The following is a 22,568-nucleotide window of genomic DNA, read 5'->3' as shown; positions in this document are numbered from 1 at the left end:
CAACGGCAAAACGTCGATGGTAGGCGTTGCTGCGGCGCACGCGCAAAGGCAGCAGGTCATGCGGCGCGACGCAGTGCGCCGCGCACGCATGCGTCCGCCCATGCCGCCTATACGCAACATGGGCGGCTGAGCGCTTTGGAGCGGCTAACAGAACGCAGCGCGCTGTCGTCAGGTGGGTGCGGACGGGGCACTCAGAACCGGAGTGTACGCGTGGCACATGCCGATTCCGAGCACCGGCCGCGCCCGCCTGGTGGCTGCGCAGCTGTTTTGTTCGCTGCCCTTAGAAGCAGTGCGACAGGCCGACGTAGACCTGCGTATCGGGCGTGCGGTCGTTGAGGCCGAAATTGGCACCCACGTCCAGCTGCAACAGCGGGTTGAGCAGATACGACGCCGCGATATCGGCCGAGTACTGCTCGACGGTCCGCGCCGGGTCGCGGTTGATCGAGGACCACAGTTCCACGGCCATCGATAACTTCGGCGTGATCGGGCGCGCGAGATTGATCACGTTGACGATGGCGACATGCTTGCCGCTGCCATCGCTGTCGGCCAACCAATCCAGCTCCGGACCGAACGTCAGCGAGAAGCTGCTGGGCAGCACGAAGTTGACCGGCAGCGCCAGGCCGCCTTCCCAGGTGTCGTTGCCCAGGCCGGTACGCGCGGTGGGTGCTTTGACGAACGGCAGCAGCGCCACGCTGGCGGTGTCGCTCTCGTACACACGCGCCTTCATGCGCAGATACAGATCGCCGCCGCCGCTCAGGCTGCTGCGCGCGCCGGTGGCGCGGTCGGTGGTCTTGACCTGCAGCTGCGGTGCCCAGTTGAGTTGCAGATCGATACGGTCGCTGACGCCGTACTTGAGCGTGGGATTGGTGAAGTACGCCGTCTCTGTGCGTGTGCCGGGCTGGCTGTCGCGCGTGTAATTGCCGATGTCGGTTTCCAGCTGCCAGTCGCCGGCCGGCACGGTGCAGGTGGCATTGGCCTTGGTCGGCCGATCGGTGCAAAGCGCCGCGTCGGTGGCGTCTTGCGCCTGCGCCTGAACTGCAAGGCTGCTCAGCGCTGCAGTAACGATGACGGCGAGCAGAGTCCTGCGGGAAGACGAGCGCGAGGTGATGGTGGGCATTGCGGTGATTCCAGGGCAAAGCGCGGCACGAATCGCATGACCGTGCAGCGTTGAAGAGTGGGATGAGTAAGGCGTTACGACGCGCGGCATGGCGGCGCTGCGCTTGGTCGGCAGTGCCGCGACTGCAGGTTTTTCAGGGCGGCGCCAGCACGGTCGCGATGCGTTGAGCACGCTTGCTGGAGAGCAGTGCGCGTGTTTGCACTGGCAGACACTTGCCTGGCGTTACGAACGTCAAGTAAAGCGCGTAAGCGCGCCACGGTTTCCAGCGTGGTTGGGATCAGGTCAGTCCAGGCATGCAGCACTCGTGGCGCACCGTTGTGCAGGAGACGGCACGATAAGGAGCGGCGGCATAAAGTCGCTATGCACGGCAGCGGCGCAGGGCGTAAAGCCGGCGCAAAGACATTGCCTGGCGATGCGGGTAGCCGGTAGCTGTGCAGGCAGCGATGCCCCGCATGCGGCAGTGCTACACGGTTCGCATGCGGTGTGACGGACGCAGTGGCCACGATGCAATCGAAACGGCGAATCGACAGCCGTCGTGCGGAGCACCTGGCGCCATTGCAGCGCTGGTGTGTAAACCATCCGTCTTAGCCGGCTAGAGGCAGTGGCCCAGCCAGCGGGTTCCCGAGCCATCAAATCTGCGCTGGATCAAGCTGCGCATGCCACCAAGCGCAGCTTGCAGATGGCGCATGCCGAGCGCATGCGCCATCGGGTATCACACTCAGGCGGCCTGTTCGCCGCGCTTGCCGACGCGATACAGCAGCCAGCCGACCAGGGCCAGAATCGCCAGACCGACCCATTGGTTGAGCTGCAGCGCGGCCGGCAATGCCAGCACATCGGCGCGGCTGGACAGTACGATCGGCACCGCAATGGCGATGCCCATCAGCGCCTCGCCGGTGATCAGGCCAGCGGCAAACAGCACGCCCGGGCGATGCACGCGGTCACGGCCGTCTTCGTCGTCGGCACGGATGTTGTGGAAGCGTTCCACCAGATGCGCGATCAGCCCGCCCAGGAAGATCGGCACCATCAGTTCCAGCGGCAGATAGATACCGATGGCCGCGGCCAGCACCGGCACGCGGAAGCGCTTGCCGGTAGCCTTCAACCATTCGTCCAGCGCGATGATGGCCGCGCCCACGCCGGCACCGATCGCGATCATGCTCCACGGCAGCTGGCCGCCGAACAGGCCCTTGGCCACCGAGGCCATCAGCGTGGCCTGCGGCGCGCCCAGCGAGTTGGGATGCTGGGGCGTGGCCGGGCCGATGCCATAGGCCTGGGCCAGCAGGTTCAGCACGGGCGCCATGATCAATGCGCACGAGAACGCGCCGATGCCCAGCATCAGCTGCTGTTTCCACGGTGTGGCACCGACCAGATAACCGGCCTTGAGATCCTGCAGGTTATCCCCGCCCACCGCCGCCGCGCAGCACACCACCGCGCCGATCATGATCGCGGCCACCGCGCCCAGCGGCGCGGCGCCGATGCCCACCGGCACCAGGCCGCTCTTGCCGAGCAGCAACACCAGCACCGCCGAGGCGAACAGGATGGTGGAGATGGTGATGCCCGACACCGGGTTGTTGGACGAACCGATCAAACCCGCCAGATAGCCCGAAACGGATACGAACAGGAAGCCGGCCACGATCATGATGATGGTCATCGGGATCGACACATGCCACTGCTGCACGATGGCCTGATACAGGCCCAGCAGCGGTAGCGTGCACAGCACCAGCGCTACCAGCATCCACTTCATCGGCAGATCGCGCTCGGTCTCTGCGACCACGCCGCCGCCACTCTTGCGCGCAGCCGCAAAACCGCTCTTGACGCCGGAAAACAGCGATTTGCGCAGCGAAAACAGGGTCCACACACCACCGATCAACATCGCGCCGACACCGAGGTAGCGGATCTTCGCGCCCCAGATGCCGAACGCTGCATCGGCAGCCGATGCACCGACCAGGCTCTGCGCCAGGGCCGGGTCCGAGCCCATGAAGAACTGCTGATACAACGGGATGGCGATGTGCCAGGACAGGATCGAACCGGACAGCACCACGATGCCCACGTTCAAACCGACGATGTAGCCCACGCCCAGCAGCGCCGGCGACAGGTTGGTGCCGATATAGCCCACCAGCCGGCTGCTGCCCAAGTAGGTGGCCTGCGCCCAGGTGTCCGGAATCACGCGCAGGCCGCTGGCCGCAGCCAGCTTGACCAGCGCACCGATAGCGCCGGAAATGGCCAGAATCTTCAGGCCCGGGCCGGGATTTTCGCCGGCTTTGAGCACTTCGGCCGCCGCCTTGCCTTCGGGGAACGGCAGCGGGTCTTCGACGATCATCGAGCGACGCAGCGGCACCGAGAACAACACGCCCAGCAGGCCGCCCATGCCGGCGATGCCCAGCACCCACCAGTACTTGAAGTCCGGCCAATAGCCCATGATCACCAGCGCGGGGATGGTGAAGATCACCCCGGCCGCGATCGACGAGCCGGCCGACGCCCCGGTCTGGACGATGTTGTTTTCCAGGATGGTGCCGCCGCCCAACAGGCGCAGCACACCCATCGACACGACGGCTGCCGGGATGGCGGTGGCGATGGTCAAGCCGGCAAACAGGCCGAGGTAGGCATTGGCGGCCGAAAGCACGACCGCCAGCACGATGGCCAGCGCGACGGCACGGAAGGTGAGCTGGCGCGGCTGCGCGTCGTGGCTCATTGGGCATTCCCCTGTAGGCAAAAAATCCGCACCACGCTAGCGCCTGTGTCCACGCGAGTCCAGCTGCGACGCGGCGTGACAGTGTGCGTGCTGTGGCGGGTGGACTTCACCGGGGCGACCCGACGCATGCGCTGCTGCCTGGGGTGCAACTGTCCAATCGCAGCGGCATCCGGCACGTTTGCTGCTAAGCGCGCGGGCACGTTTCCAAACACGTTCACCCCAGCGTCGATACATGTGCGCCGTGCCTGCCGCCTGGCGCCAGCTGCTGCGAAGCGGAGCGTAGTCGCGCTGACGCCTCCCGGAATCTGCGCCCGACGCGGCGATCACTGCATGGCAGCAGCGGGCACCGCGCGTGCAATGCAAGACGCACACGACTGCGCATGCGCCGCTGCGCCGGCAATGACGCAGCAGCGCGTCCTGCCGAGGGTCAGTGCAGCAACTCGGCAAAGGCGCGATCGGCCTCGATGACTTCCGGCAGCGCGGCGAACAACCCGTCCAGATCCACGCCCTCCATCAGCGGGCTGCGTACTGCTTCCAATGCCTCCGCGGTGGCGCCGCCATGCGCATGCAGCGCATCGCAGACCAGTACCGCCTGGGCCACCAGCAATGGCATGCGTGCACCGTCCGGGGCCGCGGCGGGCCGGACCTGGTACGCGATGGCTTCCTGGATCACCACGGGCAGCTGCCAGCGCCGTGCCAGCTCGGCTCCGACTTCCGGGTAACCGAAGCCCAGTTGCAGGGTTTCTTCGGCCGCATGACCGGCAGCGGAGGTTTCGTGATTGATGCGGCTGGCGTATTCCGGCGCACCGGACTGGATCAAGAGCTCGCCGATGTTGTGCATCATCCCGCAGGTGAAGGCCGTCTCCGGGTCCAGCCCCTGCTGGCGCGCCAGCAGGCGGCAGATGCCGGCCACTTCGAAACTGTGCCGCCAGAAGGCCTTGAGGTCGAAGCCCGGGCCGGCCCGGAACGCGCCCGTCATCGCCGACGCCAGCACCAGCGTGCGCAGCGTGTTGAAGCCCAGGCGCATGGCCGCGTCTTCCACGCTGGTGGAATCGCGCAAGCCATGGAAGCGCGCCGAATTGGCCAGCCGCAACACTTTGGCGGCAATCACCGGATCGCGCTCGATACTGTGCGCCAGCGTATCGATATCGGTCTGCGGATCGTCGAATTGACGGATCAGGTCTTGCGCCACCTTGGGCACGGTGGGCAAGGTGTGCAACTGGTCGAACAACGCCTCCAACTTCATGATCGCCTCGTGGGTGAAAGACAAGCCAGCGCGGCCGCGCGGACCTGCATGGTGTAACACGGACCGGTTCACTGCCAATGACCGACGGCAGGACGATTCACTCAGGCTTCTGGCTGGGTCTGTACAGCGCACGGCCTCACCGGCTGGCCCGGCCGACAGGGAAGGCAAGCGAACTCGGCAGTTCGACAAGGCGACCGTCTCGATGACGCTCAGTCGGCCTTGGCGCCACCCAGCGATCTGGACAGAAATGCCAGCAGCTGGGTGTAGAACGCGCGTCGATGGGGTTCGGTGTAGAAGCCGTGGCCTTCCGTGTCGAAGTACAGCGTTTCCACTGGCGTGCCGGCCTGGCGTAATGCCGCTTCCATTCGCTTGCTGTGCTGGATGGGCGCGCGCTCGTCTTCGCCCCCTGCGGCCAGGAACACCGGCACCTTGATCTGCTTGGCCAGATTGACCGGCGAACGTGCGGCCAGGGTGGCCGGATCACCCAACCACTGCTTGAGGTAGTTCTCGCCGGAACCGCGCTTCTGGATGTCGCCGCTGGTGAACATCATCGGCAAGTCGTAGACGCCCACATAACCGGCCGCGCACGCATACAGGCCCGATTCCTTTGCCGCACCCATCAAGGCTGCGTACGCACCGTAACTGGCGCCAAAGATGCAGATCTTGCGTGCATCGGCATACCCCTGGCCAATCGCCCAGCGCGTTGCGTCGGTCACATCGTCCTGCATGGTGCCGCCCCACTGACGCGCGCCGGCGTGCTGGAAGTGGCGCCCATAATTGCCAGAGCCACGGAAATTGATCTGCAGCACCGCATAGCCCGCTTGCGCCAGCAGCTGCGCATCGTCGTCGAACTGCCAGCTGTCGAAGATCTCGAAGGGACCGCCATGGGGCATCACCACCATTGGCAGCTGTTTGTCGCCCCCGCTGCGCGGCAGCGTGAGATACCCATGCAACGGCGCTCCGTCACGTGCCTGCAGCGCAATCGGCTGCACGGTGGCCGTGCGCTCGGGGTCGAACCAGTCGCGCCGACTGATCACATGCTGGGCTTTGTTCTGTTGCGTGTCGAACACGTAGAAGTCGCCAGGATTACTGCCCGAATAGGCTTCCAGCATCACGTAGCGACCGTCCTTGGTGCTGGAGGTCACGCGCACCGCATTGCCGGCGAAGGCCGCCTCCAGACTGTGATACATCCGCGCCTCGACACCATGCTCGTCGAAAAAGCGGGTGTGGGGGCGGTCGGCCATGAAAGTGGCGCCGACCGGGATGCTGGTGCCGTTGCGGTAGATGATCTCCAGTGGGTCGGCCACCGCGTCGCGCAATACCTGCTCACGGCGATCGGCCTGGATGTCCCAGCCGACGATCGCATCGGGGCCGTTGGCGCTTTGCACGCGCAAGTAGGCAATGCGCTCGTCTTGCGAAAAACCCAGCGGTGTTTCGACATGGCCACTGACCTGCTCGTCGTTGATCAGCGCCCATTCGTCGCCCGCGCCCTTGCGGTAATACAGCTTGCTCACGTTGTCCGAGCCCGCCCCCTGCGCAAAGCGCACCTGCCCATGATGGTCGGTGGTGAAACTGGCGCGCTGAATCGGCGCACGCGCCAGCGGGAGACGGCGGCCGGTGGTGACGTCGAGTTTTTCTGCGCGGGTGTAGGGATCCTGCCCCGACATCGGCCAGATCGCCACGATCACGCTGCGGTCGTCGTCGGGCAAGGGATCGGTCAGGAATGCGGCCACCGCTTCGGTCTTCTTGACCTTGATGTTGGTGCCAAGGCCGGTGCCGCGTGCGCGGTAGCCCACCAGCAACTCGACTCCGGTGCCATCGGCATTGATGGCATACAGCTCGCCGGTCGGCAGCGGCTTGTCGAGCAGGCCGTACTTCTGTGCAATGGAAATCAACACGCGGGTGTCGCTGACCCAGGCGAAATCGCTCACGTACGTGTTCTTTTCCAGCACGAAGGTGGCGCCGATGCTGTTGTCCGAACGCCGCATGATCGCAAGGGCGGTCTTGTCTTCCATCGGCACGGTCGCGGCGAAATACACGCCGCTGGGCGATAGCCTGATGTCGGCGAACTTGTCTTTCTTGATGTAGGCGCCGACATCCACCTGGGCCGTGGCAGTGCCGGCCGCCATCAGCAGCACCAGGGCCGCAGGAATGATCCATTTCCGCATGTACGACTCCGTGTTGTAGGCAAACCGAGTGCGGAATCTAGCAGCAATGCATGCACCTAAAAAGGCGTCAATGGAAATCGCGCGAGGGCAGCTGCATGTCGCCGAGCAGGTTGCTGAGGTCGTACAGGTCGCCGGCGATGAGATGCTCTACGCCGTCCACGCGTTCCCAGCGACCGCGCACGGCAAGCAGGCGCGATTCCAGCAGCGCACGGCGGCGACGCAGCGCAAGGTGCGACCAGACGATGACGTTGATCATGCCCTGCTCGTCTTCCAGGGTGACGAAGATGGTGCCCTTGGCGGTAGCCGGGCGCTGGCGCTGGGTGACCAGGCCGGCCACATGCACGCCGCTGCCGTGGCGGCGGCCCTGCAACTCGCGCAGGCCCAGGATGCGTCGCTGGCGCATCTGCGGCCGTAGCAGCGCCATTGGATGCTGGCGCAGACTCAGGCCGACCGAGCGGTAATCGGCAAGAATTTCTTCGCCCGCGCGCGGCGCCTCGAACTCCACCGGGCGCTCCTCCGGGCTGCCCGGCAACAGGGGGCGGCGCGCCTCCACACCGGCCATGGCCCAGCGCGCGGCATTGCGGTTGCCCACCATGCCTTGCAGAGCGCCGGCTTCTGCCAATGCCAGGCGTGCTTTTTCGTCGAGTGCGGCGCGCAGGCACAGATCGCCGATATCGGCGAACGCCCGCTGCGTGCGTGCGGCAACGATGCGCTGCGCCACCACTTGCGACAGTCCGGCGACCTGCCGCATGCCCAGCCGGATCGCCGGTTGTTCGCCTGGGTCTTGGTCGCTGCACCAGGGCCGGCCACCGACCAGGGTGTTGCCCCAGTCGCTGTGCAACACATCCACCGGCAGCACCTCCACACGCTCGCGCTCGGGGCTGCCGCGGCGCGCATCCTGCACGATCTGGCTGGCCGAATAGAAACCCATCGGCTGCGCGTTGAGCAGCCCGCAGGCGAAGGCAGCCGGCTCGTGGCGTTTGAGCCAGCAACTGGCATAGACGAGTTTGGCGAACGAGGCGGCGTGACTCTGCGGAAAACCGTAGGAACCGAAACCCTTGATCTGTTCGAAGATCTGGTCGATGAAGCTGGAGGCGTAGCCTTTGCCTTCCATCAATGCACGAATGCGCACGCGATGCGATTCCATATCGCCACCGCGGCGCCAGGCCGCCATCGAGCGGCGTAGCTTGTCGGCCTCGTCAGGATCGTAGCCGGCGTGGATCACCAACTCCATGACCTGCTCCTGGAACAGCGGGATCCCCAATGTCGGCCCGAGAATTTTCTCGACGCCTTCGGAGGGATAGTTGATCAGGCTCTTGTCTTTGCGACGTTGCAGGTACGGATGCACCATGTCGCCCTGGATCGGGCCAGGGCGCACGATCGCCACTTCGATGACCAGGTCGTAGAACTCTGCCGGTTTGAGCCTTGGCAGCATCGCCATCTGCGCACGAGACTCGATCTGGAACACGCCGACCGTATCGGCGCGCTGGATCATCTTGTAGGTCGCCGCATCCTCATCCGGCAAGGTGGCCAACGCATAGTCGCGATGACGGTGGCCACGCACCAGGTCCAGCGTCTTGCGAATGCAGGTCAGCATGCCCAGGGCCAGGCAATCGACCTTGAGCAACTTCATGGTTTCCAGATCGTCCTTGTCCCACTGGATGATGGTGCGGTCTGCCATCGCGGCGTTTTCCACCGGCACCAGTAGCGACAAGGGCTCGTCGGAGATGACGAACCCGCCCACGTGCTGGGACAGATGCCGTGGGTGATCGCGCAAGTGCTCTGTCACGTCCAGGATCTTGTTGATCAACGGGTTGGCAAGATCGAACCCGGCTTCTTCGATGCGCTGTTCCATCGGTGTTTCGCCATTGCCCCAGCCATAGCAATTGGCCAGCAACGCAATCTGGTCCGGCGGCAGGCCAAAGGCCTTGGCCACATCGCGCACCGCGCTCTTGCCGCGATAGCAGATCACCGTCGCCGCCAGCGCCGCGCGTTCGCGCCCGTACTTGCTGTAGACGTACTGCAGCACTTCCTCGCGGCGTTCATGTTCGAAGTCCACGTCGATATCCGGCGGCTCATCGCGTTTTTCGGACAGGAAGCGCGCCATCAACAGACGCGTCTCGTCGGGATTGACTGCGGTGATGCCCAGCGCATAACACACCGCCGAATTGGCCGATGAGCCACGGCCCTGGCAGAGAATGTCCTGTTCGCGTGCGAAGCGCACCACATCTTGCACAGTGAGGAAGAAAGCTTCGTACTTCTTGAGCGCGATCAGCGCCAACTCTTTTTCGATGTCCTCTCGCACCTTGGCCGAGATGCCGCCCGGCCAGCGCTTGCGGATGCCGGCTTCGGTGAGCTGGCGTAGATAGCTGGTGGGCGTGTGGCCTTCCGGCACCAGTTCTCTGGGATAGGTGTAGCTGATCTTGGAAATATCGAAGGTGCAGCGTTGCGCCAGCTCCACCGTGGCCTGCAACAACGCTTCCGGGTAGATGTTCCCCAGGGCACGCCGGGTGCGCAGATGGCGCTCGCCATTGCGAAACAGGTGCGCGCCGCAGTCCGCCAGCGGCAGCGTGTGGCGGATGGCGGTCAGGGTGTCTTGCACGATGCGCTCGCGGCGCTGCGCCATATGCACATCGCCGCTAGCCAGTGCGGTCATGCCCAGTTGCTGCGCCAGCGCTTGCAGGACCTGCAGGCGTGCGACATCGTCCTGTTCGCGATGCAATTCCACTGCCAGAAATGCGCGCTCGCCGAACACCTGCTGCAACCAGGCACCTTGCTCTGCCTGCGGCTGCGCGCCGGGCAGCCACAGTGCAAACACGCCCGGCGCCACATCACGAAACTGCGCTTCCACCTCGGCCCGCCCCAAGCGATACGCGCCCTTGCTGGCCGCGCGCCGCGCGGTGGTGATCAGCGCGCACAATTGCGGATAACCGTTCGCCTCTTCCACCAGCAGCACGAAGCGGGTGCCATCGACCAGGGCGAATTCGCTACCGACGATCAGCCGCACGCCGGTGGCGCGCGACGCTTCCAGGCCACGCACGATGCCGGCCAGCGAGCATTCGTCGGTGATGGCCAAGGCGCTGTAGCCGCAGTGTTGTGCGCGCACGAACAGCTGTTCGGCGCTGGAGGCGCCACGCAGGAACGAGAAGTCCGACAGGCAGTGCAGCTCGGCATAGGCGGGCAAGCCATCGGCAACGTGCGCATGGCTGATGTCGTCATTGGCCGCGCGCAACCGTGCGGCCACATTCCAGGCGCGCGGCATGCGCCCGCCGGGCGTGTCGCGGTCTACGCCATCGATGGCGTCATCCCAGCTCATGGGCGGCTGCCTTCAACAGCGCGCTGCGCCAGACGGTTTTTGCAGTGCGCAGCAGATCGCGCCATTGAAGATGCTGCTGCGTCTTGCCTGCAGCCCTGGCATCGGCCACGCGCGCCCCAGCCGCAACCACCAGACAGTCGGTACCTGCTCCGATACCGCGCGAACATGCGCGCGCTCACGCAAACCACCCATGCAGCATCCAGCCATCTACCCGGCCAGGTGCGGCAAAGGCCCAGCCACGCCGGCCGCGCGCAGTCTCCACCACGTAGTAATCGCGACGGGCTTCATCGTCGTCCCACCAACCGCTTTCCAGCCGTTCCGGGCCGGACACGATGCGCAGGTGCGGGTCGTGCAGCGGCACCGGCTGCGGCAGCAACCAGGTGGGGCGCGGCGGACGCGGCGGCGCAGCGGCTTCGCGCACCGCATCGCCGATGGCGCGACGCCACGCGCGCTCCGGGCGCGGGTCGTCGGCCGGCAACACACGATAGACCGCGTCATCGCCAAGCCGTGCACGCAGGCGCTCGCGCAGTTGCGGCCACTCCACCGATTGTTGCGCGCGCTGATCGAACAGGTCGCGCATGGCCGGCACGAACGGTGGTAGTTGCCGTGCCAGCAAGCGCATCGCCACCACCGGCCGTGGAATCTCCACACGCTCCAGCCGGTTGCGGGCCAGCTCGAACAGCAAGGTCGGCGCGCGCTCCGGTGTGAGCAGGCCGATCTCGACATCGGTGGCGCCTTCTTCGTGCTCCAGGCGCAGCAAAAACCGCTGCACGCCGCCATCGCGAATGGACAGATACATGCACAGGTCGCCGATCAGCCGGCGCAACGGAAACAGCAGCGCCGGATGCGTTTCCACCTCATAGCCCAGCTCCACGCGATGGTCGAAGTGGTCTGGCGGCGCGTAGCACTCCAGTGGGTCGTCGACCTGCCCGTAGAGGCGATCCAGATGATCGAGCAGGCCCGCACCAAACCGCCGGCGCAACCCGTCGCGCGGCAGGCCGCGCACCGCCGCGAGCGTGCGCACGCCCATGTGCTGCAGGCGCTCGCCGGCATCGTCGGGCAATGCAGCACGGCGCACAGGCACCTTGTCGAGCGTGCTGTGCAGGGCCGGCAATTGCGTCACCACCATGCCGTCGCGCAGGCCGGCCAGCACGCGCGCGGCACGCGGCGTGGGCGCCAGCGCAAGCCGGTGCTGGAAGCCCAATGCCTGCAGCTCATCGCGCAGGCGGCGCTCGAAGCGTGGCCAGGGACCGAACAGGCGAAAGCTGGCACCGGCTTCCAGCACGATGGCGCGCGACCACTGCTGGCTGACCAGCGAACTATGCCGATACGCCCAGGCCGCAAGAAAGCGCTGCGTGCGCGCTTCGTTTTGCGCGTCGTAATCGATGGTGCGCACCTGGGTCATCAAGGCATGCGCCGCCGATAGCCGCATGCCGGCCTTCAACCCAGCTGCGCCAGCGGCAGCATTGACCGAATGCAGGCTGCGCAGCTGCGCCGGGCCTTCCACCAGCGCCAGTGGCGCCTGTGGCTCTTCCAGACGCCGAAGGACGGCGTCCAGCGCCAGCTGCGGCAGCAAGATGCAGGCCCACAACATGCGCGCGGCTCAATGCGCCAGCCGCAACGGCTGCGACGGCACCTGCCCGCCGCGGCATTTGCGCACCTGCCAGGCATCGCGCTCGGGCAGGAATTCCAGCCGCAAGGCCGCTGGCGATGCATTCACCGCATGACGGCGGTCGCGCAGTGCGAACGCGCAGCAATTGCCGCTATCGGCCGCCACCTGCACCCGGCGCAGCGCACGCGCATCGCCAGTCTGCGGCCAGCCCAGTACCGCAGCGCATGCACCGCTGCGCAAGCATTGTTCGAACGCCCATAACGCGTCGCGCGGCTCGGCCTGCACCACTTCCAGATGCTCCAGCACCACCCCGCCTGCCTGCCAGGCCGGCGCGTAAGGAATGAACGGCGGTGCGACCAGCACCACCCGGCTGCTGCTGGCGGTCATGCGTGCCAGCGTGGGCAGCAACAAGGCGATTTCGCCGATGCCATGCGCAGGCAACAGCAACTCGGTCAACGCACGCCGCGGCCAGCCGCCATCGGGCAGCAACGCATCCAACGCCGCATGCCCGGTGGATTCACCGCCATTGGCGGTGGCCGTGCCCTGGCCTGCACGCCAGACGGTGCGCGCAGCCAGCAGGGCGTCCAGCGGCAGTGCCACGGCCGCATTGCCGTCCTGTCTGATGCGCGCCGGCTCCTGGCTCATCTCAGCCCTGCCGGATCAGGCCGCAGTACAGCCCTTCGATCGCGAAGTCGGCATCGGCCGCCACCACGATCGGCGCATGCGCACGATTGCGCGGCAGCAGGCGGATCCGTTCGGCGCCGCGCTCCAGGCGCTTGATGGTGATTTCGCCATCCACCCGCGCCACCACGATCTGCCCGTCGCGCGCCTCGTTGCTGCGGTGGACGCCCACCAGGTCGCCATCCAGGATGCCGTCATCGATCATCGAATCGCCCTGCACTTTCAGCAGGTAATCCGGGCGCAGCGAGAACAGCGCGCGGTCCAGCCAGAGCTGACGCTCCAGGCCGATATCCGCACCGATCGGCAGGCCCGCGGCCACCCGCCCCAGCACCGGCAAGGCCAGCAATGCATCGCGACCGGCGCCACCCGGCATGCGGATGCCACGTTTCTGATTGGGCAGCAGCTCGATCAAACCGGCGTCGGCCAGCGCCTGCACGTGCTTTTGCGCGGCATTGCGCGAGGCAAACCCGAAGGCCTGCGCGATCTCGGCCAGGCTGGGCGAGACGCCTGCGTGGGCCTGCTCCTGTAGGAACGCCAGCACGGCGGCACGTTGGGGGGAAAGCGATGGCATCGGGGCGCGGCAGCAGCAGGAGACAAGGTGTACATTTGTACACCCATCGATCGCAGCAGGCGAGACTGCCTTGCTGAGCCGCTTCAGCACGCCGCTTGCGACCGGCCAACGACAGGGTTATAACTTTCGTACCAACGTGAGAGTGCCGCCATGAAACTCAAGATCACCGCCATCGGCAATTCCGCCGGCGTCATCCTGCCCAAGGAACTGCTGGCCCGCCTGCGGCTTGGAAAGGGCGACGAACTCTATGCACTGGAAACGCCCGACGGCATCAAGCTGACCGCATTCGACCCGACGTTGGCCGCGCAGATGGATGTGGCCGAGCAGGTGATGCGTGAGGATCGCCAAGTGCTGAACAAGCTGGCCAAGTGAACACGCGCATGCTGATCTGGATCACGCATGCGCTTGCATTGGCCATCCACGAACGCCAATTGAGCGAACACGGGGGTGCAAGCGGAGTGCGCGACGAAGCGCTACTGGATTCGGCACTTGCACGCCCGCAACAACTGTTTTCGTATGGCGACCCTGCGCCCGATCTGGTGGAGCTGACGGCCAGCCTGGCGTATGGGCTCGCGCGCAATCACCCGTTCGTGGATGGCAACAAACGGACTGCCCATGTGTGCTACCGGGTCTTCTTGCTGCTCAACGGTGCCGAGCTCATCGCCTCGCAGGAAGAAAAATACGTTGCCATGATGGGGCTGGCCAATGGCGGGTGGAGCGAAGCGGCATTCGCCCAGTGGCTACGGCCGCGCGTGCGGTTGCGTGCAGACACGCATGTGCACGAACCGCAAGGTCATTACGGCTGAAGCAACCCTGGGCAGCAACGCGCCAGTATTGGCACATGAGTGCGCAAGTAGCGGATCTAAACGTCGCAACTCGGTCAGCATCGACGTCGCTGTCTAACGCATGCCCCCTTATTCGGCACGCTTGCGCGTCGCTGCCGCTTTCTTCGCGGCGGCCTTGCGTACGGCCGGACCCTTGGTCTTTGCCGCCTTCTTTGCTGCCGTCGAACGGTCGCTGGCCGTGCGCTTTTTCGCGGCACGCGTGGTCTGTTTGGACAATGCCTGTTTGCCTACCGTCTTCTTGGCGGTCGTGTCCTTGCTGGCGGTCTTGAGGGCTTTCTTGGCACCGGCCGAGCGCGTAGGCGACACCGGCTTTTTGGAGGTTGCCGCGGCCTTGTCCTGCGCGGCTTTTTTCTTGGTGGCCTTGGACGCGGAACTGCGCGGGGCAACATCCACGCCATCGCGGCGCGCCTTGGATAAGCCGATCGCAATGGCCTGCTTGGTGCTTTTCACACCATGCGCGCCGTCGCGCACCTGGTCGATTTCTTCTTTGACATATTCACCGGCCTGGGTGCTGGCCGATTTTCCTTCGCGCTTGTCCTTGGCAGCAGCGCGGCGTGTCTTGGCCTGTGGCATGGCACTTCCCCTGTTGGTGGATGGCAATTCGATGTAACAAGCATGGCGTCAATGCGCAGTGGGCGTGGTGATCACCTGGCGTTGAAGCATGCCTGCCGCCTTACCAAGTCCTGCATGCGCAGTGACCGATCCACGCAACGACAGGCACCACCGCCAGCGATCAAATGCCTCACCGGCTGGCAAGGGTTCGCCTTGGGCATCGTAGGCAGGCGGGTGATAGAAATTGACCGTCTTCAGCGGTGTATTCCCCGTATTGCGAATCGCGTGGGTTTCACCGCGCTCGATGGCGATCAGGCTACCGGCCTGCAGTGCATGGGTCTGCCCCTCGATCACTGCCTCGCCGGTGCCTTCCACCACGTACAGCCATTGATCGGCACCACGGTGGCGATTGCCGGGCCCGCCTTCGCCCTGGCCCGGTGCAATCACCATTTCGGCGGCTTGCACCTGGCGCACCGAAAACAGCACCTTGAATGCGTCGGTCAATGTCAGTTGTGCAATCTGCATAAGCCACTCCTCAGGGTTGAGGCGATGCTCAGGCCCCGCACGTCAACATGCTGGCAACATGCTCAGCGGTTGCGGCAATACCAAACCCAAATGTGTTCGGGCAGATGTTGCTGCATGGAAAAATCCAATGCGCGATAGCCATCGAGTACATCGCGCAGCGCACGTTGTGCTGGCGTAGGACCGACCAAGCCATCCAGTTCGTCCGCACTCAACTGCACCGCAGCCCAGTCGTAGAGCCGATCGATACGCTGGGCCATCGCCGCCTGCAGCCAATCGCGCAACACGAACACGCGGTACCCGCCCTGCTGCAGTTGCGCGACTGCACCTTGCAATGCATCGCCCACGCCCCGAAACCATTCGGTATGCCCACCGGCCACTGCGCGGATCGCCATCGGTGCCGGTGCGTTGTGGACAAGCAGCGGGCGCCGCAGTTGCAGTTCGAGATCGCGCGCATCGCGCTCGCGTTCGGTTTCCACCAGCAGCCCGTGCTCCAGATCGAAAAAATCGAACCAGCGCGGATGCAGGCTACCGATGCGCCCCAGCGGATCACGCGAAAAACCGATCTTGCAATGGTCTTCCCATTGGCAGGGGAACACATAGGTGAAGCAACGTCCATCGATGGCCACCGGCATGCTGCCACGTGCGCGCACGCTCATCGGCGACCTGCATGCGCTTGGGTCGGCTGCGCCGTGTGCGCATCCTCCGGCGCCGGTTCCCAGCCGAACACGCTGCGCCCGCCATAGCGATGCGACTCGCGACGTTCCTGCGCGATGTAGTTTTCCACCGTCGGCCCTTGTGCACTGGCTTCGAGCCGACGCGCCTGTGCATCCAGCCGCGCAATCGCCTGCAAGCGTTCGTCGTTGCCCAGCTTGGCCTGCTGCATCGCCTGCTTGAGTACGCCGATGGTGTGATCGAGCACGCGTGTGGGCACCGGGAACGGTTGCCGGTCCTTACCGCCATGCGCAAGCGAAAAGCGTGCCGGGTCGCTGAAACGGCATGGCGTGCCATGCATCACCTCGGCCACCATCGCCAGCGAGCGCAACGTGCGCGCTCCCACGCCGGGCACCTGCAGCAACGCGGTGAAATCGCGCGGCCCGGCTTCGGCGGCGGCGGCCAGGCTGGCGTGCAGCCGTCGTGTGATCACGTTTTCGCTGCGCACGTCATGATGGTCGGGCATGCACAGATGCGGTTGTTGTGCCGGGCCCCAGGCGTGCCCGGCGAATAGATCGCCGGTGAGCGGACCTTGCGCCGCAAGCGCCGCGCCAGGCGCCTCCACATCCGCAATCCGTTGCCATTGGCGGGCCAGCCGGTCCGGCGCTGTGCTGCGCAGCAGCTCCAACTGCGCATCGCGCGAGGCAGCGGCGCGGTGGTCGGCGAGATTGACGATATTGCCTTGATGCGCGCCATCGATGGCCGCATGCGGCGCATCCACAAAGCTGCTCAGTCCTTCGGAGAGCCAGTGATACCGGCGCGCCTGCTTGCGCTGCCCGTGCATGCCTTGTTGCACCACCACCCAGCGGCCATCGTCGCTGACGATGAAGCCATGCAGGTACAGATCGAAGCCGTCCTGCACGGCAGCGCTGTCCACCTTGGCGACCAGGCGGCTGGCCTGCGCCAACGCGGCGCCGTCCAGCCCGACCGCATCGCCCACTGCCAACAATTCGGACGGCGTGGCGCGCGAATGCCGGCCGCGCCCGCCACACACATGAATGCCCAGTTCGCCGGCCAGCGGCGTCAACCCGCGCTTGAGTGCGCCGATCACGCTGGTGGTAATGCCGGACGAGTGCCAGTCCATGCCCATGACCGCACCGAACGACTGAAACCAGAACGGGTGCGCAAGCCGCCGCAACAATTCATCGCGCCCATAGCTGTGCACGATCGCCTCGCACATCACTGCGCCAAGCCGTGTCATCCGCTCACCCAACCACCGCGGAACGCGACCTCCATGCAAGGGAAGATCCGCACTGCCACCACGCCGGCTCATTGCTGCCACCTCGTCTTCATGCCGCCAGGATAACGGCGGCACGTCGCAACAGCTGGGACACCGCCGCATTGACGCGCGCGGGAAGCTGACGAATTCAGCGCAGCATGTGGCACTCCACGCGATGCCCGCCTGCGCACGCGCGCCATGCAGGCGCGAGCGTGCAGCGGTCACGACGCCGCTCCTGAATGCGCGTACGCCGCGCCGCATCGGTGCCAATCGCAGCCGTGGTCACTTTGCGTTGACCACAGCGCCGTCAAGGTGGTGGTCCTTCTCCTCAGCCATCGCCACGGGGTTCGCATGACTGCCACACCCGCCACTTCCCATGACACGGCGCCGGCCACTGCCACCACCAGTGCGCCGACCTACCCGGTCAACCTGCGCATCAACGGTCAGCCTTATCACTTGCAACTCGAAGCCTGGGTGAGCCTGCTCGACCTGCTGCGCGACCGCCTCGACCTCACCGGCACCAAGAAGGGTTGCGACCACGGCCAGTGCGGCGCTTGCACGGTGCTGGTCGATGGCCGCCGCATCAACAGCTGCCTGACCCTGGCCGTCATGCAGGACGGTGCCGACATCACCACCGTCGAAGGGCTGGCCGATGGCGATGCACTGCATCCGCTGCAACGCGCCTTCATCGCCAACGACGCATTTCAGTGCGGGTACTGCACCCCTGGGCAGCTGTGCTCGGCGGTGGGCCTGATCAACGAAGGCAAAGCGCACGATCGCGATCAGGTGCGTGAACTGATGAGCGGCAATATCTGCCGTTGCGGTGCCTATCCGCAGATCACCGATGCCGTGATGGAAGTGATGGGCAAGCCCAGCGACAGCAGCGACAGCGCGGCCACTCCGTGGACGCCCGGGACGGTGCCGGCATGATTCCGCTCACCTACACACGCCCGGACACCGTCGATGCCGCACTCGGCGCTATGGCAGCGCGCAGCGGCGACGCGCAGCCGGTGCCCTCCGAGGCACCGGTACGCTTCATCGCCGGCGGCACCAATCTGACCGACCTGATGAAACTGCAGCTGATGCGCCCCAGCAGCCTGGTGGACATCAATCGGCTGCCGCTGGACAGCATCAGCACCCAGCCCGACGGCGGCCTGCGCCTGGGCGCGCTGGCACGCAATGCCGACACCGCGTATCACCCAGAGGTGGAGACGCGGTACCCGTTGTTGAGCGCGGCGATTCTAGCCGGCGCCTCGCCGCAGATTCGCAACATGGCCAGCAATGGCGGCAACCTGCTGCAGCGCACGCGCTGCATGTATTTCTACGACCATGCCACCCCCTGCAACAAACGCGATCCGGGCACCGGCTGCTCGGCCATTGGCGGGCTGACCAAATACAACGCCATTCTCGGCACCAGCGCGCATTGCATCGCCACGCACCCATCGGACATGTGCGTGGCATTGGCGGCGCTGGATGCCGTGGTGCATGTGCAGGGCGCCAAAGGCGAGCGCGATATTCCATTCGCGCAGTTCCACCGCCTGCCTGGCGATCACCCGGAACTGGATAGCACCTTGGCGCCGGACGAACTGATCGTGCATATCGACCTGCCCGATGCGCAGCGCTTTGTCGCGCACAGTGCCTACCTCAAGATCCGCGAGCGCCTCTCCTATGCGTTCGCGCTGGTGTCGGTGGCAGCGGCCCTGGATCTGGCCGAGGACGGCAGCATTCGCCAGGTGCGTGTGGCACTAGGCGGCGTGGCGCACAAACCCTGGCGCAATGCCGAGGCAGAGGCACAGCTGGTTGGCCAGCCGGCCAATGCCGACACCTTCGGCCGTCTGGCCGATGCGCTGCTGCAGGGTACGCAACCGCAGGGCGAAAACGCCTTCAAGCTGCCGCTGGCACGCCGCGCCATCGTGCTCGCATTGAGCGTTGCGCGCGAAGGCACCATCGACAACCGCGGGCGCACCGGTGCGCTGGAGGAATCGCCATGAACGCACGTAGCACCGACCTGTCCGACAGCGAGCTGACCCCACCGGTTGCCGACAATGGCACCGGCTACCGCCCCACCGGCACCGGCGTCACGCGCATCGACGGACGCGCAAAGGTGACCGGCCAGGCGCGTTATGCCGCCGAATGGCCGGTGCCAGACCTGGCCTATGGCGTGGTGGTCAACAGCAGCATTGCCAAGGGTGAAATCGTTGCCTTCCATCTGGATGCGGCACGCGCAGTTCCCGGCGTGCTGGAGATCGTCACCCACGAAAACCGCCCGCACATGCGCGGCATGGACCTGTTCTACAAGGACATGACGGCGCCGGCCGGTTCGCCCTTCCGTCCGTTGTACGACAACAAGATCCTGTACAGCGGCCAGCCCATCGCGCTGGTGGTCGCCGAGACCTTCGAAGCGGCGCGCCATGCCGCGCACCTGGTGGAAGTGGAGCTGCTGCAGGACCCGCACGACACCAACCTGATGACCAACCTGGACCGTGCGCACACGCCCAGGCCGCTGAAGGCCGGATTTTCGCCGCCGCCCAAGGACAAGGGCGATCCACAGAGCGCCTTCGACAATGCCGCCTGCCAGGTACAGGCCGACTACTACAGGGGCGTCGAGCACCACAACCCGATGGAGTTGTTCGCGTCCACCGTGATCCGCGATGCCGACGGCCACTTCACCATTTACGACAAAACCCAGGGCTCGCAGAACAGCCGTTGGTATGTGTCGCATGTGTTTGGGCTGAGCAAGCGCAAGGTGACCGTGCGCAACCCATATGTGGGGGGCGCGTTCGGCTCGGGGCTGCGCCCGCAGTATCAACTGCCGCTGGCGGTGATGGCGTCGATCCTGCTGGATCGCTCGGTCCGTGTGGTGCTGACGCGGCAACAGATGTTCACCTTCGGCCACCGCCCGGAAACGCTGCAGCGGCTCAAGCTCGGCGCAGACCGCGATGGCACCTTGCGCTCGGTCTGGCATGAAGCCATCGCCGAAACCTCGCGCATCGAAGACTACGTGGAGGTGGTGGTCAACTGGAGCGGGCAGTTGTATGCCTGCGACAACGTGCACCTGGGCTACAAGCTGGTGAGCCTGGACCAATACAGCCCGATCGACATGCGTGCACCCGGCGCCGCGCACGGTGTGCATGCGCTGGAAGTGGCGATGGACGAGTTGGCCTATGAGGTCGGCATCGATCCGTTGGCACTGCGCCTGAAGAATTACGCCGAGGTCAATCCGGCCGACGACAAGCCCTACTCCACCAAGGCGCTGCGCCAGTGTTACGAGCAAGGGGCAGAGCGCTTCGGTTGGGCGCAACGACCCCTGCAACCACGCGCGCGCAAGGAAGGCAGCGAGTGGGTGGGCTGGGGCATGGCCACCGGGCAATGGGATGCGATGCAGATGTTCGCGCGCGCACATGCGGCGCTGCATGCCGACGGCCGTTTGGTGGTCAGCAGCGCGGCCAGCGATATCGGCACCGGCACCTACACGGTGATGGCGATGATCGCTGCCGAAGCGCTGGGCCTGCCATTGGAGCGGGTGACGTTTCAACTTGGCGACTCCACCTTGCCGGTCGCGCCGATCGAAGGCGGCTCCTCGCACGTCACCACGGTGGGCTCGGCGGTGGATGGCGTGTGCGGCAAGCTGCGTGGCCGGTTACTACGGCTGGCACAGGCGCTGCCCGAATCGCGCTTCGCAAAAGCCAAGCCTGACGATGTGGTCTTTGCCGACGGCAAGCTGGCATTGCGGGCCGATGCCGGCAGCGCCATCGCCTTGACCGACCTGCTGCGCACTGCAGGGCTGGAACAGATCGAAGATAAGTTCCTGCTGCTGCCGAACGTACTCAAGCAACGCAAATACACCCGTGCCACGCACGGCGCCGTTTTTGTGGAGGTGCGGGTGGACGAAGAACTGGGCACGGTGCGGGTCACCCGCGTGGTCAGCGCCGTTGCCGCCGGGCGCATCCTCAATCCGATCACCGCACGCAGCCAGATCGTGGGTGGCGTGGTTTGGGGCATTGGCCAGGCGCTGCACGAGCACACCCAATCGGACCATCGCTTCGGCCGCTTCATGAATCACGACCTGGCGCTGTATCACGTCTCCGCCAACGCCGACATCCACGACATCGACGTGATCTTCGCGGACGAAGACGACCGTGTCGTCAGCAGCCTGGGGGCGAAAGGCGTTGGCGAAATCGGCCTGGTCGGCGTTTCTGCGGCAATCTGCAACGCCATCTTCCACGCGACCGGCAAGCGCATCCGCAGCACACCGATGACACCGGACAAGGTGATGGCGGACTGACCTGCGTGGCACGTTGCGCCTGTATGAATGCATGGCGCAGCGATAAGACGGGTTACGAAAACGCAGCCACGTTGCCGCTGCTCTCATGGGTCACGACGATGGGCCCAATGCATTCGGTGCACTGGGCCCATCGTGTTATCGGAGCGGTGCAGCGTCGAGTGTGAGCGGTGCAGTACATGCCAGTCGCCGCATCAGCGTCGCGCGGACTTCTTCTTGCCTGATGTCTCGCTAGCACCTATGCGCACCGTGACCACAGCTATGGTGATCTGGCAGGCAACAGCCGCCTCAAGACCAACTCGTTGTTGGCCGACGCTTTCAGGCCGGTTGGTCGCAAGCGCAGGATTTGGTCGAATCGTCGGCCGACATTCCGCGGCCCCTGCACACATGCAGGCGCAACAGCTGCACCAGGGTGTCTTCCAGCTGCCGGTAAAGCGCATCCAATGCTTCGGGCGCATGCGCGCCGCAATTGCTGACCAGTGCCGTTTTCCGAATCGACCACCGCCGCTACGGCTTCCACCACCCGTGTATCGAACTGATGCCGTAGTTCGGTCTGCAGGTCCTTTGTGTTGCGCACGCGGTTTCGGCCACTTATCAGGTCTGTTGCGCGACCAGTGGCGAAGAACGCCACCGAATGACAAACCTCGGCCTGCCGCAGGCCGCGGAGCGCTGCACCTGCGCCCACCCGCTATCCGAGCGCTGCAGACCCCAGGTAGCAGCCGGGCGCCGTGCCGACCTGGCGCTGCTGGCGCCCGGTGAGCCGCTGAGCTACTCCGGCCACACCGCCGACCTTGGAGCGGGAGCTGTTCGATATGTGGGTGACACGGCCGCCCGACGCTACCGGTTGTGTCGGCCAGTTTTGAACAGCTGCGCTGATGCACACTGCGATGACCAGCGTGCTGCGCAGGCCATCGGTACGGTCTATCTATATAATCGCTACGTCGCGATCATCCTCGGCTACACGCGCCTGGTTGACGCTCCAACCCGCAGCGCCCCGCCGCCGGTCTCGCGCCCTCCTGTCATGCAGCGCGCCC

17 protein-coding genes, 1 other RNA gene and 1 pseudogene are annotated in these 22,568 nt (G+C 65.4%); 6 read left to right on the top strand and 13 right to left on the bottom strand.

Going from position 1 to position 22,568, the window contains the following annotated elements; all coding sequences use genetic code 11:
* Positions 1-142 precede the first annotated feature (142 nt).
* From FLG15_RS05710 to FLG15_RS05690, 5 genes are all read right to left on the bottom strand, one after another.
* A non-coding RNA gene (locus tag FLG15_RS05710) (sX9 sRNA) lies at positions 143-219 on the bottom strand.
* A gap of 61 nt (positions 220-280) precedes the next feature.
* Complete coding sequence (locus FLG15_RS05705) at positions 281-1,117, bottom strand: transporter (protein ID WP_057677421.1); 837 nt, start codon at positions 1,115-1,117, stop codon at positions 281-283.
* Between the two features lie 718 nt (positions 1,118-1,835).
* On the bottom strand, positions 1,836-3,806 hold the full coding sequence (locus FLG15_RS05700; protein WP_017157890.1) for an OPT family oligopeptide transporter: 1,971 nt from the start codon (positions 3,804-3,806) through the stop codon (positions 1,836-1,838).
* Positions 3,807-4,233: 427 nt separating this feature from the next.
* Positions 4,234-5,052 (bottom strand): HDOD domain-containing protein, encoded by an 819-nt coding sequence (locus FLG15_RS05695; RefSeq protein ID WP_150145660.1) that lies wholly within the window; start codon positions 5,050-5,052, stop codon positions 4,234-4,236.
* 209 nt (positions 5,053-5,261) lie between these two features.
* Positions 5,262-6,854 (bottom strand): alpha/beta hydrolase family protein, encoded by a 1,593-nt coding sequence (locus FLG15_RS05690; RefSeq protein WP_057678225.1) that lies wholly within the window; start codon positions 6,852-6,854, stop codon positions 5,262-5,264.
* 100 nt (positions 6,855-6,954) lie between these two features.
* Between FLG15_RS05690 and FLG15_RS05685 the strand changes: the two genes are divergently transcribed.
* Positions 6,955-7,140: a hypothetical protein gene (locus tag FLG15_RS05685; RefSeq protein WP_081022823.1), complete on the top strand. Its 186-nt coding sequence runs from the start codon at positions 6,955-6,957 to the stop codon at positions 7,138-7,140.
* Positions 7,141-7,287: 147 nt separating this feature from the next.
* On the opposite strand, the gene FLG15_RS05680 is transcribed toward FLG15_RS05685, so the two are convergent.
* From FLG15_RS05680 to lexA, 4 genes are all read right to left on the bottom strand, one after another.
* Positions 7,288-10,536 carry an error-prone DNA polymerase gene (locus FLG15_RS05680; protein WP_209228225.1) on the bottom strand — a complete coding sequence of 1,083 codons (3,249 nt, stop codon included), beginning with the start codon at positions 10,534-10,536 and terminating at the stop codon, positions 7,288-7,290.
* A 175-nt stretch (positions 10,537-10,711) separates the two neighbouring features.
* Positions 10,712-12,130, bottom strand: coding sequence for a Y-family DNA polymerase (locus FLG15_RS05675; protein ID WP_057678221.1), 1,419 nt, complete (start codon positions 12,128-12,130; stop codon positions 10,712-10,714).
* Positions 12,131-12,139: 9 nt separating this feature from the next.
* Positions 12,140-12,793 (bottom strand): translesion DNA synthesis-associated protein ImuA, encoded by a 654-nt coding sequence (gene imuA / locus FLG15_RS05670; protein ID WP_209227340.1) that lies wholly within the window; start codon positions 12,791-12,793, stop codon positions 12,140-12,142.
* 1 nt (position 12,794) lies between these two features.
* Entirely contained in the window at positions 12,795-13,400 is a 606-nt protein-coding gene (gene lexA / locus FLG15_RS05665; RefSeq protein WP_150145658.1) for a transcriptional repressor LexA, read from the bottom strand.
* Between the two features lie 150 nt (positions 13,401-13,550).
* Between lexA and FLG15_RS05660 the strand changes: the two genes are divergently transcribed.
* Positions 13,551-13,772: an AbrB/MazE/SpoVT family DNA-binding domain-containing protein gene (locus FLG15_RS05660; protein ID WP_003490241.1), complete on the top strand. Its 222-nt coding sequence runs from the start codon at positions 13,551-13,553 to the stop codon at positions 13,770-13,772.
* Between the two features lie 8 nt (positions 13,773-13,780).
* Positions 13,781-14,206, top strand: a complete 426-nt coding sequence (locus FLG15_RS05655) for a type II toxin-antitoxin system death-on-curing family toxin (protein WP_057678224.1) — start codon at positions 13,781-13,783, stop codon at positions 14,204-14,206.
* 108 nt (positions 14,207-14,314) lie between these two features.
* Here FLG15_RS05655 and FLG15_RS05650 read toward each other — a convergent pair whose 3' ends face one another.
* From FLG15_RS05650 to FLG15_RS05635, 4 genes and pseudogenes are all read right to left on the bottom strand, one after another.
* A complete protein-coding gene (locus FLG15_RS05650; protein WP_057678218.1) occupies positions 14,315-14,818 on the bottom strand; it encodes a DUF6496 domain-containing protein in 504 nt (167 codons plus the stop codon).
* A 165-nt stretch (positions 14,819-14,983) separates the two neighbouring features.
* A pseudogene (locus FLG15_RS05645) lies at positions 14,984-15,322 on the bottom strand (cupin domain-containing protein); the annotation flags it as partial.
* Positions 15,323-15,384: 62 nt separating this feature from the next.
* A complete protein-coding gene (locus tag FLG15_RS05640; RefSeq protein ID WP_057678217.1) occupies positions 15,385-15,978 on the bottom strand; it encodes a GIY-YIG nuclease family protein in 594 nt (197 codons plus the stop codon).
* The gene (locus FLG15_RS05635; protein ID WP_057678216.1) at positions 15,975-17,306 is read right to left on the bottom strand and encodes a DUF763 domain-containing protein; all 1,332 of its coding nucleotides are present in this window, start codon (positions 17,304-17,306) and stop codon (positions 15,975-15,977) included. Before FLG15_RS05635 ends, FLG15_RS05640 begins: the two co-directional genes overlap by 4 nt.
* 297 nt (positions 17,307-17,603) lie before the next feature.
* Between FLG15_RS05635 and FLG15_RS05630 the strand changes: the two genes are divergently transcribed.
* Genes FLG15_RS05630 through FLG15_RS05620 form a run of 3 tightly spaced genes read left to right on the top strand, consistent with a single transcriptional unit; the run spans position 17,604 to position 21,537 of the window.
* Entirely contained in the window at positions 17,604-18,182 is a 579-nt protein-coding gene (locus FLG15_RS05630; protein WP_057678215.1) for a (2Fe-2S)-binding protein, read from the top strand.
* Positions 18,155-19,243 carry an FAD binding domain-containing protein gene (locus tag FLG15_RS05625; RefSeq protein WP_057678214.1) on the top strand — a complete coding sequence of 363 codons (1,089 nt, stop codon included), beginning with the start codon at positions 18,155-18,157 and terminating at the stop codon, positions 19,241-19,243. Before FLG15_RS05630 ends, FLG15_RS05625 begins: the two co-directional genes overlap by 28 nt.
* Positions 19,240-21,537: a xanthine dehydrogenase family protein molybdopterin-binding subunit gene (locus tag FLG15_RS05620; RefSeq protein ID WP_057678213.1), complete on the top strand. Its 2,298-nt coding sequence runs from the start codon at positions 19,240-19,242 to the stop codon at positions 21,535-21,537. Before FLG15_RS05625 ends, FLG15_RS05620 begins: the two co-directional genes overlap by 4 nt.
* Positions 21,538-22,568: the final 1,031 nt, after the last annotated feature.

Origin of the sequence: Xanthomonas phaseoli pv. dieffenbachiae (genome assembly GCF_008639345.1) — a bacterium.
Lineage (GTDB): Bacteria > Pseudomonadota > Gammaproteobacteria > Xanthomonadales > Xanthomonadaceae > Xanthomonas > Xanthomonas phaseoli.
This window is presented reverse-complemented; position numbering and strand designations above follow the sequence as displayed.

Coding starts and splice junctions, on each gene's coding strand:
- FLG15_RS05655 (WP_057678224.1), top strand. CDS start 13,781: ATGCTGATCTGGATCACGCATGCGCTTGCATTGGCCATCCACGAACGC.
- FLG15_RS05660 (WP_003490241.1), top strand. CDS start 13,551: ATGAAACTCAAGATCACCGCCATCGGCAATTCCGCCGGCGTCATCCTG.
- FLG15_RS05680 (WP_209228225.1), bottom strand. CDS start 10,536: ATGAGCTGGGATGACGCCATCGATGGCGTAGACCGCGACACGCCCGGC.
- FLG15_RS05635 (WP_057678216.1), bottom strand. CDS start 17,306: ATGAGCCGGCGTGGTGGCAGTGCGGATCTTCCCTTGCATGGAGGTCGC.
- FLG15_RS05630 (WP_057678215.1), top strand. CDS start 17,604: ATGACTGCCACACCCGCCACTTCCCATGACACGGCGCCGGCCACTGCC.
- FLG15_RS05640 (WP_057678217.1), bottom strand. CDS start 15,978: ATGAGCGTGCGCGCACGTGGCAGCATGCCGGTGGCCATCGATGGACGT.
- FLG15_RS05700 (WP_017157890.1), bottom strand. CDS start 3,806: ATGAGCCACGACGCGCAGCCGCGCCAGCTCACCTTCCGTGCCGTCGCG.
- lexA (WP_150145658.1), bottom strand. CDS start 13,400: ATGCCATCGCTTTCCCCCCAACGTGCCGCCGTGCTGGCGTTCCTACAG.
- imuA (WP_209227340.1), bottom strand. CDS start 12,793: ATGAGCCAGGAGCCGGCGCGCATCAGACAGGACGGCAATGCGGCCGTG.
- FLG15_RS05705 (WP_057677421.1), bottom strand. CDS start 1,117: ATGCCCACCATCACCTCGCGCTCGTCTTCCCGCAGGACTCTGCTCGCC.
- FLG15_RS05620 (WP_057678213.1), top strand. CDS start 19,240: ATGAACGCACGTAGCACCGACCTGTCCGACAGCGAGCTGACCCCACCG.
- FLG15_RS05675 (WP_057678221.1), bottom strand. CDS start 12,130: ATGTTGTGGGCCTGCATCTTGCTGCCGCAGCTGGCGCTGGACGCCGTC.
- FLG15_RS05695 (WP_150145660.1), bottom strand. CDS start 5,052: ATGAAGTTGGAGGCGTTGTTCGACCAGTTGCACACCTTGCCCACCGTG.
- FLG15_RS05650 (WP_057678218.1), bottom strand. CDS start 14,818: ATGCCACAGGCCAAGACACGCCGCGCTGCTGCCAAGGACAAGCGCGAA.